This window comes from Polaromonas sp. LjRoot131 (assembly GCF_964252805.1).
Lineage (GTDB): Bacteria > Pseudomonadota > Gammaproteobacteria > Burkholderiales > Burkholderiaceae_C > Polaromonas.
Genome location: NZ_CAXUPF020000001.1, coordinates 2,110,527 through 2,123,853, shown reverse-complemented (window position 1 = coordinate 2,123,853; position 13,327 = coordinate 2,110,527). Strand labels below are relative to the sequence as shown.

Here is a 13,327-nt window from a genome sequence, read left to right as displayed (position 1 = left end):
TCTTTTGCTTACTTTTCTTTTGGCGAAGCAAAAGAAAAGTGAGTAGCTGCCGGGCTACCCCCGGCCAGCAGGACTAGGAGGAGACCCCGCCGCCGGAGCAAGAACAAATTTTTGACAAGTGGATTTCACGCGCCGCGAGCACGCCCACCCTTTTAGCTACGGCACGCTTCGCTTAACTTTGCTGCGCAAAGTGAGCCTTCGCTGAAAGGTCGGTCAAGCGCGTTGCGCTTGTCAGCTACGCTGATCACGCGCTTCGCGCGCGACCGCCCTTTTCAGCCCAAGTCCGAGTCCACCGAATCTGCATAACCCGAAGCATCACCAACATCCCCAACGCCAACGCAGCAAAAAAGAAGAACCCCCACATATAGGTACCCGCATATTGCTTGGACACCCCCATCGCATTGGGCACCAGCCCGCCGCCGAGTGCCCCAATCTCCCCAATCATCGAACCAGCCACCGCAGTAGCCAGGGGCCAGCGCAGGGGCACCAGCTGGAACAGCGCACCGTTGCCCGCGCCCAGGGCCGCAAAACACAGCATCACCAGCAGCGTGGTGGCGACCAGCGAGCCGCCGGCCAGGCCGCAGGCGACCAGGGTGGCGGCGATGGTGAGCAGCACCACGCTCAGGGTGTTGACGCCGCCCCAGCGGTCGGAAATCCAGCCGCCGAAGATTCGCAGTGCGGCGCCCATGAAGGCCGCCAGCATGGACAGCTGGCCCGCCTGCACCTTGCTGACGCCGAACTGGTCGTAGTAATAGGAGGGCAGGAAGGTGGCCAGGCCGATGAAACCGCCGAAGCTCACCGCGTAGATCAGGCTGAAGGCCCAGCCGTCTTTTTCGAACAGGCAGGCGACGTGTTCGCGCAGCGTGGCGTGGCTGTCGACGTCGTCAGGTTCCTTGGCAAACACGATCATGGCGATCAGCGGCAGCAGCATGGCCACCGCGGCGATGCCGTAGACCGATTGCCAGCCGAAGCGCTGGGCCAGCGCGGGCGCGACCAGCACCGAGACGGCGGTGCCGACGTTGCCGGCGCCGACCAGGCCCATGGCCAGGCCCTTGTAGCGCGGCGGGAAGGAGCCGGAGCCGAGGCTGAGCGCGACGCCGAAGCTGGCGCCGGCAATGCCGAGTAGCACGCCCATGGCCAGCAGGCTGCTGTAGGAGTCGACCACGAAGTAGCCGAACAGCAGGGCCACCATGATCAGGCCCATTTCCACCAGCGTGGCGTTCTTGCGGCCTATGTACTGGGCCAGCACGCCCAGCGGAAAGCGCATCAGCGCGCCGGCGAAGATGGGCACCGAGAGCATCACGCCCTTCTGGGTGGGCGAAAGGTTGTAGGTCTCGGAAATAAAGGGCGCCATGGCCCCGTTCATGACCCAGATGCAACATGAGAAGGCGAAGTAAAAGAATGCCGCACCCAACGTGGGCGCGTGACCGGCCTTGAGAAAATTACGAAACCCCGCCATGGTGCAAGCTCTTTCTGTGAAGATGGTTAATTCACAGAATCAGTGCAAAAAGAGTGCCACCGTGGGGCATGCAAAACGCACCCTTGAAGCGCGGTTTTGGCCTTGGTTCCGTTTATTTTGGTGCGCCGCACAAAATGCGTGCACCAAGGCCGCCCTGGCAGGCCTCGCGGGTATTCAGTTCCTGCGGTCCATGTCGACACACACCATGGCGGAATAGTGGTTCCAGCGCAGCGTGATGACGTAGGGGCGGGTGCGGACCCGGGCTTTCATGCCCTGCGTGCCCTGCATCTTGACCGGCACCGAGATTTGCAGCTCGGACCCCAGGGCCTTGCGCGCATTGCCGGCCAGTGTGTTGGCGATCTCGCCCACCGCGTCCAGCAGGTTGCCGTCGCTGAGGTCGGTTTCATGCTGCAGCAGCAAAATTTCGCGCACCAGCTTGCCCGGCATGGACACCATCACATGGCCGTTGTGGCTGCCTGAAAAGGCCACGATGCCGTTGAACTCAAAGCCTTCGATATCGCCCGTGCCGAGGTAGGCCGAGGTGATTTGGGGTTCCTGCCGGGTCGTGACTTTGAGGTAATGCCGGATCGAGTCGACAAACAGCTTGAGGTCGTTTTCGTTGAGTGTGGCCACAGTGGTCTTCCTCTTCCTTAGCGCATGTCGGCGATGTCGAGCAACGCCATCTGCAGCTCTTCATCGGTGAATGGTTTAGCCACGAAACCACGGGCGCCCAGCTTGAGCGCCTGGATGGCCGTTGATTTGTCGCTGAGCGCGCTGACCACCAGGATCTTGACCGTCGGGTCCAGCTTGAGCAGCGCGGAAATGCATTCAATGCCGTCCATCTCGGGCATGGTCAGGTCCATGGTGACGACCTCGGGCCGGGTCGCCCGGGCCAGGCGTACGGCTTCGTGGCCGTTTTTGGCCAGGCCCGCGAGCACGATGCCTTTGATGCCGCCGTTTTGCACCACGCGCGAGATGCGGGTGCGGATCATATTGGAGTCGTCAACAATCAGCAGTCGCATGGTGAGCCTCCTTTCAGGTTTGGGGTGTGGGTCATGTTGGCGGTCTCAGGAAAACACGACCCGGAATTCGGTGTGCTGGCCGGGCGTGCTGGACAGCAGCAGGCGCGCGCCCAGGCTCTGCACGTTGGCCTGCACCAGGTCCAGGCCGACGCCGCGGCCGGCATGCCGGGACGTTCCGCCGGCGGTGGAGAACCCGGGCTTGAAGATGTTGGCGACGATCTGCCTGTCGCTGAAGCTCTCCAGCTGCTCGGCGTTGTACCAGCCCAGTTCCAGCAGGCGGCGCCGCACGCCGTCGGCGTTCAGGCCGGCGCCGTCGTCACGAACGGTGAGCTGCCACTGCCCGGCCTCGTCCTGGCCCAGCGCCACGCTGACCTGGCCCTCGGCGGCCTTGCCGGCGGCCTGCCGCGCGGCGGGTTTTTCCACGCCGTGCACCACGGCGTTGCGCAGCAGCTGGATGGCGATCTCGCGCACCAGGTGCATTTTGGCCGGCGGTATGTCGGGCGCGCCGGCCATGCGCAGGTCGGTGTTCACGCGTTTGCCGCAGTCAGCGGCCACCTCGGCCGCCAGTTGCGCGAGCGCGGTGTTGAATCCCTGCGGCGAGTCGCCTGCGCCGGACGCCTCGCCGTCGCCTGAGCGCTTGCGGCTCAGGGCCTTGAAGGCACCGACCTTGGAGAGCAGGTCTTCCAGCGGTAGCGGCAGGGCCAGCAGGGCATCGCCGGTGGCGGCGCCGGTGTCCTTGAGTTTTTGCAGCTCAGTCTCGAACTGGTGCGCCAGCGTGGCCAGGATTTCCAGGCCCAGGGAAGCGGCGTCTCCTTTGAAAGCGTGGATGCGGCGGTAGGCGCCGTCGACGGCCTTGAGCACCTGGGCTTCGGAGGCGGCCGAGGAGGTACTGCGCAGCAGGTCGTTGACTTCCAGCAGCGAGGCTTCGGCGCGCTCGACGAAGGCCCGCATCATGGCCGGCTCGGTCTCGAAGGCCTTGAGCATCATGGACAACTCTTTTTGCGAGCGCTGGCGCTCGCCGGCCAGCCTGGCCTGCAGTTCGACCTTCTGCGTGATGTCCTGCACGGTGACCAGCAGGTGCCGCACGGCCGCGCCGTCCTGCACCCGGTTGAAGTGAAAGGACAGGTAGCGGGCCGTGTCCTGGCCCAGCCGGTTCCTGACGGTGAGCTCGACTTCCGAGAGCGGGTTGATGCCCTGGACCAGTTGCTCCTTCACATGCGGGGAGAACAGCAGCTCGACATAGTCGCGCGCATCGGTGAGGGCTTTGGCGGACACCAGCGTGGACAGCACCTCAAAGAAATTCTGCCCCGGTACCAACGTCTTGCCGAACAGCGCGTGGGTTGAGCGGGACAGCTGGGAGCCGAGCTGGTGACCCGGCGTCAGCAGGAACAGCCCTTCGCGCACGCTTGTGAGGATTTCACGGGTTTCCTCGGTCGCCGCTTCGATCGCGGCGTCGGAGGTTTTCAGGCGGCGCAGGAACTTGAACAGGATGAAGGCGAAATTCAGCAGGGCCAGCACGATGCCGCCGGTCTGCACCATGCGCAGCACGCTCGCGCGCGATGCACCTATCTGCTGCGTTTCGGTCACGAAGTCGTTGGCCACGCCGAGCAGCTGGATGTTGTGGGCCTGGCTGTAGGCCAGCGCGGCGGCCAGTTCCTGCTGCGTGAAGTTGTCGCCGGCCAGCAGCGGCTGGAGCAGGGCGAAGTAGGGCTTCCAGAGCACGTCTACCTTCTCTTCAAGTTCACGGCCGCGGCTGGACACCACGGGCTCCAGGTAGACCGGTTTGCCGTCACCGCCGGGAATGGTGCCGCCCTCGCGAAACGCCTGGTGCGACACCTGGAAGATCTTGGCGCCCGCGCGCAGTTCCGCCAGGGTTTCGGGCTTGTAGGCTGCGCCCGAGATGCGCATGGCGTCAAGCTCCAGCAGGGTGCGCGCGACGCGCTGCGAGACGTAGCGCTGGCGCCCCGAGAGATTGATGGCCACGGTGTCCTGGTCGATTTTGAACGAGGTGTAGAAGTTCAGGACCAGCACCCCGAGGTCGAACAACAGGAAGAGCGCCACCGCGATGATGATTTCGCGGTACTTGCCGAACAGGCCCGGGCCGCTTTTCGACGGCGCGCGCGCTCCGGCCGGCGCGCCCTGGGGGACAACAATTCTGTCGGCGCCGCGAACAGGCAAAACAGCAGACATGGAAACCCTCCCTATGCGATTTTTTGTGGCGGCCGCCGCGCCTTTTTGCGGCGCGGGTTTCCGTGGGCTTCGTCAGGCCGCTTTTTCGACGTGGCCCTGGCGGGTGTAGAGGAAATCAATCACGGCCTTGCGGTAGCCCAGGTAGCGGATGTCCTCGGCCAGCGCTACGCGCGAGCGGGGCCGCGGCAGTTCCACCTGCAGCACCTCGCCAATCGTGGCCGAGGGGCCGTTGGTCATCATCACGATGCGGTCCGAGAGCAGCACCGCCTCGTCGACGTCATGGGTCACCATGACCACCGTGCTCTGCGTGGTCGCCACGATCTGCAGCAGCTCGTCCTGCAGCTTGGCGCGGGTCAGCGCATCCAGGGCGCCAAAGGGCTCGTCGAGCAGCAGCACCTTGGGCTCCATGGACAGCGCGCGCGCGATGCCGACACGCTGCTTCATGCCGCCCGATATTTCGCCGGGGCGCTTTTGCGCCGCCGCGGTCAGCCCGACCATGGCCAGTGCCGCATCGGTGCGGGCCTTGAGCTGGGCCTTGTTCTCGGTCGCCGAAAAAACACGCTCGACGGCGAGGTAGACGTTTTCAAAGCAGGTCAGCCAGGGCAGCAGCGAGTGGTTCTGGAACACCACGGCGCGCTCGGGCCCGGGCCCGGCAATTTCGCGGTTGGCGCACAGCAGGCTGCCCTCGGTGGGCGTCGTCAGGCCGGCGATCAGGTTGAGCAGCGTGGACTTGCCGCAACCGGAGTGGCCGATCAGCGCGACGAACTCGCCCTTGGCGACCGTCAGGTTGATGTTCTGCAGCGCGCGGAACGGCCCTTTTTTTGTCTTGAAGGTCTGTGCTACGCCCTGGATCTCGATGTACTTGGTGGTGAAGGATGTCATGGCTTGGTTCCTCTTCTTCAGTTCTTGACTTCTTCGAAGGTAAAGGCGGTGGCCAGCTTGATCAGGGCGAACTCCAGCACCAGGCCGACGATGCCGATCACGAAGATCGCGATGATGATGTTCTTGACGTTGAGGTTGTTCCACTCGTCCCACACCCAGAAGCCGATGCCGACGCCGCCGGTCAGCATCTCGGCCGCGACGATCACCAGCCAGGCGGTGCCGACGGCCAGGCGCACGCCGGTCAGCATGTAGGGCAGCACGGCGGGGAAGAGGATTTTGGTGACGATCTTCCATTCGCTGAGGTTGAGCACGCGCGCCACGTTCATGTAGTCCTGCGGAACACGCTGCACGCCGACGGCGGTGTTGATGATCATGGGCCAGATGGAGCAGATGAAGATGGTCCAGATGGCGGCCGGGTTGGCGCCCTTGAACACCAGCAGGCCTATCGGTAGCCAGGCCAGCGGCGAGACCGGGCGCAAGAGGCTGATCAGCGGGTTGAACATGCGGCTCAAAAAGTTGAAGCGCCCGATCATGAAACCGACCGGGATGCCGACGACGGCCGCCATGCCGAAGCCCATGGCCACGCGCTTGAGCGAGGACAGCACGTTCCAGCCCACGCCTTGGTCGTTGGGGCCCTTGCTGTAGAAGGGGTCGCTGAAGATCTGCACCGCCTGCGTGAAGGTGTCCTTGGGCGAAGGAATGCTGCCGCCCGTGCCCATGAAGACCAGCTCCCACACCAGCACCAGCAGGCCCAGGCCCAGCACGGGCGGCAGCAGGGCCAGCCAAAGAAACGAGGCATCCCAGGGCGCGCGCGCCGGCGGGGTGGCGGCGGCCGCCTGCACTGCGGTGGAAGGGGTGGTGGAATTTGTCATGTCGTGGGGGGCAGGCGCCGATGGAGGAGCGCCGGTATCCCGGCTGCGGGGTTTGTCGCCGCTGCGGGCCGCGGGCGCGGCCTCGAGCGGGCTGTGGAATACGGCACTGACCATGGCGTGACCTCTTTGCGTGGGGTGAAAGGTTCGGTGGGCGGGTGGCGGGGCGCGGGCCTTAGGCGTGGACCTTGAAGCTGTCGGCGTACTTTTTCGGGTCCTTGCCGTCCCACACCGTGCCGTCCATCAGCTTGCTGCTGCGCATGATCTCCTTGGGAACGCTGGCCTTGGCGGCGGTGGCGGCCTGCTTGTAGACGTCGATGTGGTTGATCTGTTTGGCGATGCCCAGGTAGTCGGGATGCTCTTTGATCAGGCCCCAGCGCTTGTGCTGCGTGAGGAACCACATGCCGTCGGAGAGGTAAGGGAAGCTCACCGCACCGTCGTTGTAGAACTTCATGTAGTTGGGGTCGTCCCAGGTCTTGCCCATGCCGTTCTGGTAGCGGCCCAGGATGCGCTGGTTGATGGCGTCGACGCTGGTGTTGACATAACTCTTGTCGGCCACGGTCTCGGCCATCTTGTTCTTGTTGGAGAGGCTGGCGTCAATCCATTTGCCGGCCTCGATGATGGCGGCGGTCACGGCGCGCGCCGTGTTGGGGTATTTCTTGACGAAGTCGGCGGTGGTGCCCAGCACTTTTTCGGGGTGGTCCTTCCACACGTCCTGGGTGGTCACGGCGGTCACGCCGATGCCGTCGATGATGGCGCGGTGGCCCCAGGGCTCGCCCACGCAGAAGCCGTCCATGTTGCCGACGCGCATATTGGCCACCATCTGCGGCGGCGGCACGGTGATGACCTTGGCATCCTTCATCGGGTTGATGCCGTTGGCGGCCAGCCAGTAGTAAAGCCACATGGCGTGCGTGCCGGTGGGAAAGGTCTGGGCGAAGGTGTATTCGCGCTTGTCGCTGGCCATCAGCTTGGCCAGGCCCGCGCCGTCGACCGCGCCCTTGTCGGCCAGCTTCTTGGACAGCGTGATGGCCTGGCCGTTGTTGTTGAGCGTCATCAGCACGGCCATGTCCTTTTTGGGGCCGGCCGTGCCCATGTGCACGCCGTAGACCAGGCCGTAGAGCACGTGGGCAAAGTCCAGTTCGCCGTTGACCAGCTTGTCGCGCACGCCGGCCCAACTGGCTTCCTTGGTCGGGATGATCTTGACGCCGTATTTCTGGTCTATGCCCAGCACCGAGGCCATCACCACCGAGGCGCAATCGGTCAGGGGGATGAAGCCGATCTTGACTTCTTTCTTTTCCGGCGCGTCGGAGCCTTGGGCATACACGGCGGCGCGCAGGGCGGGGTTGATGCCCACGGCGCCCACGGCCGCGGCCTGCAGCACGGTGCGGCGTGTCAGCGAAGATTTCAGCAGTTCAGTCATGTGTCGGCTCCAGGTAAAAAAAGCAAAAGACAAAAACAAAAAAGGCGCTCGACCCGGGCAGCCACGTTGAACGTGATGCAGGGTGCGAACGCCTTTGTTCCTTGGGGCACCACACACTTCGCCGTTGAAGTGCTGTGCCGGATGGCCATCATTGACCAGTGCCTAGGGCATTGCAAAAGCTGTGCCAGGGTTGGTGAACGTTGCCAAAAGAGTTGTTCTTGAGAGGGGAGATGTTGAGAGATTCCTTCTTTGCGCTTGCAGGCGCAGGCTGTCCGAAAGAACTTCGCGCGCATGAAGCACCACAGCGCGGAAGCGGTGCCTGCACCTGATTTGTGCGCTGCACCAATTGAGGGTGGCCGGGGCACCGGCGGTCGGATCAGCCGAGCAGGTCCAGGGCGTCCAGCATGCGCTGGGCCACGTCGCCCAGCCGCAGGCCCTTGTCCATGGCGGCCTTGCGCAGCTTTTCATAGGCGGCCTGTTCCGAAAGGCCCTGGCGCTGCATCAGCATGCCCTTGGCCCGGTCTATGACCTTGCGCTCATGCAACTCGGTTTTGGCGTGCGCCAGTTCCTTGCGCAGGCCCTGCTCATGCTCAAAGCGCGCCATGGCCACGTCCAGGATGGGGCGGATGCGGTCCGGGGACAAGCCGGCCACCACATAGGCCGACACGCCGGCGGCGACAGCGTCCTTGACGTGGCTGGTGTCGTTGTCGTTGGTGAACAGCACGATGGGCCGGCGGGCGTCCCGTGTCGCCATCACCACGTGCTCCAGCGAGTCGCGGGCTTCGCTTTCGGCGTCCACGATGATCATGTCGGGCTGCAGCTGCGCGAGGCGCTCGTCCAGGAAGGTGTCGGCCGGGAGCACCGCGACGATGTTGTAACCGTTTTCCAGCAGGCCGATGCGCAGTTGGCGCGAGCGCTCGGCCAGCTCCCGCGCATGGGCGTCATCGGACACGGACTCCAGCAGGTCCGGGGCGATGATGACAAGGCGCAGGGATTGGGACGGTGTCATAGAGAAATGTGTGCAAGAACCGTGCCCTTGCCGGCTCCGCGGCCCTGCTGGCGTGGGGAGTTCTCTCCAAACCTTACACTTGAACAATGGTAGTTCTTGGAATCGAATCGAGTTGTGATGAAACCGGTGTGGCGCTGGTGGATGCCAGCGGCAGCGCTGTGCCGCGCCTGCTGTCGCACGCCTTGTTCAGCCAGATCGACATGCACCAGGCTTATGGCGGTGTGGTGCCTGAGCTGGCGAGCCGGGACCATATCCGACGTGTTTTGCCTTTGACGCACCAGGTGATGGCCGAGGCGGGCATCAGCCTGGCGCAGGTCGACGTGGTGGCTTACACGCGCGGGCCCGGTCTGGCCGGAGCACTCCTGGTGGGCGCTGGCGTAGCCTGTTCGCTGGCGGCGGCCTTGGGCAAACCGGCCATGGGCGTGCACCACCTGGAGGGGCACTTGCTATCGCCTTTCCTGAGCGCTGATCCGCCGGAGTTTCCTTTTGTGGCCTTGCTGGTGTCGGGAGGCCACACCCAGCTGATGCGGGTGGACCGCGTGGGCAGCTACGAATTGCTCGGTGAAACGATTGACGACGCGGCCGGCGAGGCTTTTGACAAGTCGGCCAAGCTGATGGGCCTGCCTTATCCCGGCGGACCGCACCTGTCGAAACTGGCCGAGGGCGGCGATGGCGCGGCCTTCAAGCTGCCGCGGCCCCTGCTGCACAGCGGCGACCTGGATTTTTCCTTTGCCGGACTCAAGACCGCGGTGCTGACGCAGGCCAAAAAGCTGGGGCCGGACCTGGAAAGCCGCAAGGCGGATCTGGCGGCAGCCACGCAGGCTGCGATCGTGGAAGTGCTGGTCAAAAAATCACTGGCCGCCATGGCGCAAACCGGGCTCAAGCGCTTGGTCGTGGCCGGTGGTGTGGGCGCCAATGCCTTGCTGCGCAGCCAGCTCAATGCGGTGTGCAAGCAGCGCGGCATCCGCGTGCATTACCCCGAGCTGCATTTGTGCACCGACAACGGCGCCATGATTGCCCTGGCTGCCGGCATGCGCCTGCAAGCCGGGCTTGAAGCGCTAAAGCGCAGCTACACCTTTGACGTGAAGCCGCGCTGGAACCTGGCGGAATTGCAGGCAGAGCCGGCCTGAGCCGGTCGCCTGCGTTTGGGACGCTCCCGATTACTGAATGTTCAGGTGCGCCACGTTGCTGACGGGGACTTTTTTGCCCAGCGTCAGGGTCAGCACACCGTTCTCGAGTTTGGCCGAACTGTTGGCGGTGTCGATTTCCAGCGGAAAGCGCCATGCGGCCTTGACCTTGCGGGGTGCATCTTCCTTGCTGGACACGCGGACCACGTCGCCTTCGATGCCGATGTCCAGCTGTTCGCGGGCCAGGCCGGGAACGTCGAGCTGCAGGCTGTAGGCTTTCTCAAGATCTTCCACGCTGGCAGCTTTGGCGGCGCCGGTGTCGGCGAGCGAGCTGAAGGTGTCGTTGAGGAATTTTTCGAGCGCGCCGTTGCTCACGACAGGCGCATAGTGACGATGAAAGGCGCGAGCGGGGCGGTTGGCGAGAGAGTAAAACATGACGATTCCTTGATGGGTTAACAAGGGGCGTTTTCCCCTTACACTGCGCGGCGTTCACCGTGATTGCCGCATGCACCCCAGTTAGGTGTGCTGCCGTTTTATTCAAGCGAAATCAAGCGAAAACAGGGAGCTATTTTTTTATGCACAAACACTTGAAACGCCTGTTCACGGCCCTATGTCTCTGCGCCTGCGTGGGGGCCGGCGCGCAAACCGCTGGCCAGCCGCCTGTACGCATCGCGCTCATCGAAAGCCTGTCGGGCGCCTTCGCCAACACCGGCGAAGCAGTGTTCCGCAACCTGGTCTGGGCGACGGAGCGCGTCAACGCGCGCGGCGGTGTCAAACTGGCCGGCGGGCCGCGCAACCTGGTGGTCGAGCGCTACGACAACAAGGGCCAGAACGAAGAGGCGCTGGCGGCCTTGCGTTCAGCCATCGACGACGGCGTGACCATCATCGCGCAGGGCAATTCGTCGGCCATCGCGGCGGTGCTGATCGACGCCATCAACAAACACAACGAGCGCGAGCCAAAAAAGCGCGTGCTGTTCCTGAACTATTCGGCAGTCGACCCGATCCTGACGAACGAAAAATGCAGCTACTGGCATTTCCGCTTTGACGCGCACGCCGACATGCGCATGGCCGCGCTGATGGACGTGCTCAAGGACGACAAGGCGCTCAAAAGCATTTACCTGATAGGCCAGGACTACAGTTTCGGCCAGGCGGTGCTGCGCGAGGCGCGCAAGCAGCTGGGCGCGCAGCGCCCCGACGTGCAGATCGTGGGCGACGAGCTGCATGCGCTGGGCCGCGTCAAGGACTTCATCCCCTATGCCGCGAAGATCAAGGCCAGCGGCGCGCAGGCGGTGCTCACGGGCAACTGGGGCAACGACCTGACCTTGCTGATCAAGGCCGCCAAGGAAGTGGGCTACGAGGGCAAGTTCTACACCTTCTACGGCAATGCGCTGGGTGTGCCGGGCGCGCTGGGCGATGCCGGTGTGGGCAAGGTGGTGGCCGTGGCCGACTGGTTTCCCAATGAGCCTGGTGCGCAGTCCGAGGCCTTTTACCAGTCCTTCCGCCAGCGTTTCCCCAAGCCGCAGGACGACTATGTGCACATGCGCATGCAACTGATGGTCGAGGCCCTGGCCCAAAGCCTGGACAAGGCCGGCAGCGCCGAGGCCGGTGCGGTGGCGGCGCAGCTGGAGCGTGGCACCGTCACTTTCGCGGGCCATCAGGGCGTGATGCGTGCGCTGGACCACCAGTTCCAGCAGCCGCTGCTGGTGGCGCTGATGGGCAAGCAGGGCTCGCCGGGCGTGAAGTTCGACGTGGAAGGCTCGGGTTACGGCTTTCGTGTCATCAAGACGATTTCGCCCGAGCGGGCCGAGCAGCCCAGCAGCTGCAAGATGGTCCGGCCCTGAGCTTTTGTTTCCCTTTTTATTGACTGATGCCGGCAGGCAGATCGAACATTTCCATGAGACAGGCTGTTTTAAACCTTGAAGAGTCCATGATCCGCCAGGTCGCCAATGCGGGCATGGGGCGCAGCGATGTGCTCAAGTTCTGGTTTGGCGAGAGCGACGAGGTCACGCCGGCTTTTATCCGCGACGCGGCGGCCGCTTCGCTGCAGCAGGGCGAGACTTTTTATGCCCACAACCTGGGCCTGCCCGAGTTGCGCGAGGCGATTGCGGGTTACGCCACGGGCCTGCGCTGCCCCGGCGCCGCGCCGATCACGGCTGAACGCATCGCGGTGACCTCGGGCGGTGTCAATGCCTTGATGCTGGCCGTCCAGGCGCTGGTCGATGCGGGCGACGAGGTCGTGGCCGTGACGCCGGTCTGGCCCAACCTGACGGCCCAGCCGGCCATCATGGGCGCGCGGGTCCAATGCGTCAGCCTCAGGCCGGTGGCGGGTGAATGGCGGCTTGATTTGGCCGAGTTGCTGGCGGCCATCACGCCGAAAACCAAGCTCCTGATCGTCAACGCGCCCAACAATCCCACCGGCTGGACCCTGGCGCGCGCCGAGCAGGAGGCCATCCTGGCGCACTGCCGGAAAACCGGAACCTGGATACTGGCCGACGAGGTGTATGAGCGGCTGTATTACGAGCCCACCCCGAATGGCTGCGCCCCCAGTTTCCTGGATATTGCGGCGCCTGAAGACCGCCTGGTGGTGGTTCACAGCTTTTCCAAGAGCTTTCTGATGACCGGCTGGCGCCTGGGCTGGCTGGTGATGCCGGCCGCCATGACGCCGCACATGGGCAAGCTGGTGGAGTTCAACACCTCCTGCGCGCCGGTGTTCGTGCAGCGGGCCGGGCAGGTGGCTATTGAGCGCACGGTCGACATCACGCCGCGCGTGGTGGCCCACCTCAAAACCTGCCGCGACACCCTGGTGCCGTTGCTGCAGGCGGTGCCGGGCGTGCAGCTGGCGCCGGCCAAAGGCGGCATGTACGCCTTTTTCCGGCTGGAAGACCAGGCCCGTTTCGGCAACTCGCTGGAGACCGCCAAACGCCTGGTCGTGGAGGCCGGCCTGGGCCTGGCGCCCGGCAATGCCTTTATGGTCAACCCGGGGCCGGACGCCCAGGGCTGGCTGCGCTGGTGTTTCGCCAGCCAGGACGTCGCCAGGCTGGGGCAGGGGGTACAACGGCTCAAGGGTTGGCTCAGAACCTGTTCATGATCTAAACGGGGCCGCGTTGGGGTGCAATCGGGATGAGTGGGCCGACCGGGAACGCCGCTTGGGCTCATGCCCATGCAAGGGCCTGGGTGGCTCAATCGCCCGACCGCCCAGCCAGCCGACTGGGCGTCGTGCGGCTGCCCCAACGGGGATGCAAACGCGACCGCGTTTGCGTCACCCCAACCCGGAGGGCAAGCGCCTTCTCGGGCGGTCTGCGGCGTTGCGGCGCTAGCCCATAGCTAGGCTATGGGCGTCGCACCGCGC

At 64.4% G+C, this 13,327-nt stretch carries 12 protein-coding genes; 3 read left to right on the top strand and 9 right to left on the bottom strand.

Annotation, left to right across the window (positions count from 1 at the left end):
• Positions 1-244 precede the first annotated feature (244 nt).
• The 8 genes from ACSQ27_RS10020 to ACSQ27_RS09985 all read right to left on the bottom strand — a co-directional run bounded on the left by ACSQ27_RS10020 (position 245) and on the right by ACSQ27_RS09985 (position 8,851).
• Positions 245-1,459: an MFS transporter gene (locus ACSQ27_RS10020; RefSeq protein WP_436155292.1), complete on the bottom strand. Its 1,215-nt coding sequence runs from the start codon at positions 1,457-1,459 to the stop codon at positions 245-247.
• Between the two features lie 174 nt (positions 1,460-1,633).
• Positions 1,634-2,092 carry a chemotaxis protein CheX gene (locus ACSQ27_RS10015; protein WP_436155291.1) on the bottom strand — a complete coding sequence of 153 codons (459 nt, stop codon included), beginning with the start codon at positions 2,090-2,092 and terminating at the stop codon, positions 1,634-1,636.
• Between the two features lie 17 nt (positions 2,093-2,109).
• A complete protein-coding gene (locus ACSQ27_RS10010; protein WP_436155290.1) occupies positions 2,110-2,481 on the bottom strand; it encodes a response regulator transcription factor in 372 nt (123 codons plus the stop codon).
• Between the two features lie 45 nt (positions 2,482-2,526).
• The gene (locus tag ACSQ27_RS10005) at positions 2,527-4,671 is read right to left on the bottom strand and encodes an ATP-binding protein (RefSeq protein WP_436155289.1); all 2,145 of its coding nucleotides are present in this window, start codon (positions 4,669-4,671) and stop codon (positions 2,527-2,529) included.
• 72 nt (positions 4,672-4,743) lie between these two features.
• Positions 4,744-5,553: an ABC transporter ATP-binding protein gene (locus tag ACSQ27_RS10000; RefSeq protein ID WP_436155288.1), complete on the bottom strand. Its 810-nt coding sequence runs from the start codon at positions 5,551-5,553 to the stop codon at positions 4,744-4,746.
• Between the two features lie 17 nt (positions 5,554-5,570).
• Positions 5,571-6,539 carry a nitrate ABC transporter permease gene (gene ntrB, locus ACSQ27_RS09995; protein ID WP_436155287.1) on the bottom strand — a complete coding sequence of 323 codons (969 nt, stop codon included), beginning with the start codon at positions 6,537-6,539 and terminating at the stop codon, positions 5,571-5,573.
• Positions 6,540-6,597: 58 nt separating this feature from the next.
• Complete coding sequence (locus ACSQ27_RS09990; RefSeq protein WP_436155286.1) at positions 6,598-7,842, bottom strand: ABC transporter substrate-binding protein; 1,245 nt, start codon at positions 7,840-7,842, stop codon at positions 6,598-6,600.
• Positions 7,843-8,218: 376 nt separating this feature from the next.
• Positions 8,219-8,851, bottom strand: coding sequence for an ANTAR domain-containing response regulator (locus ACSQ27_RS09985; protein WP_436155285.1), 633 nt, complete (start codon positions 8,849-8,851; stop codon positions 8,219-8,221).
• Between the two features lie 86 nt (positions 8,852-8,937).
• Here ACSQ27_RS09985 and tsaD point away from each other — a divergent pair, with 86 nt between their 5' ends.
• Complete coding sequence (gene tsaD / locus ACSQ27_RS09980) at positions 8,938-9,981, top strand: tRNA (adenosine(37)-N6)-threonylcarbamoyltransferase complex transferase subunit TsaD (RefSeq protein WP_436155284.1); 1,044 nt, start codon at positions 8,938-8,940, stop codon at positions 9,979-9,981.
• A gap of 30 nt (positions 9,982-10,011) precedes the next feature.
• Here the strand turns inward: tsaD and ACSQ27_RS09975 are convergent, their stop codons facing one another.
• Positions 10,012-10,413: an Hsp20/alpha crystallin family protein gene (locus tag ACSQ27_RS09975; RefSeq protein ID WP_436155283.1), complete on the bottom strand. Its 402-nt coding sequence runs from the start codon at positions 10,411-10,413 to the stop codon at positions 10,012-10,014.
• Between the two features lie 140 nt (positions 10,414-10,553).
• Here ACSQ27_RS09975 and ACSQ27_RS09970 point away from each other — a divergent pair, with 140 nt between their 5' ends.
• Both ACSQ27_RS09970 and ACSQ27_RS09965 read left to right on the top strand, forming a co-directional pair.
• Positions 10,554-11,819 carry a branched-chain amino acid ABC transporter substrate-binding protein gene (locus tag ACSQ27_RS09970; RefSeq protein ID WP_436155282.1) on the top strand — a complete coding sequence of 422 codons (1,266 nt, stop codon included), beginning with the start codon at positions 10,554-10,556 and terminating at the stop codon, positions 11,817-11,819.
• A 53-nt stretch (positions 11,820-11,872) separates the two neighbouring features.
• Positions 11,873-13,066 carry a pyridoxal phosphate-dependent aminotransferase gene (locus ACSQ27_RS09965; protein ID WP_436155281.1) on the top strand — a complete coding sequence of 398 codons (1,194 nt, stop codon included), beginning with the start codon at positions 11,873-11,875 and terminating at the stop codon, positions 13,064-13,066.
• Positions 13,067-13,327 lie beyond the last annotated feature (261 nt).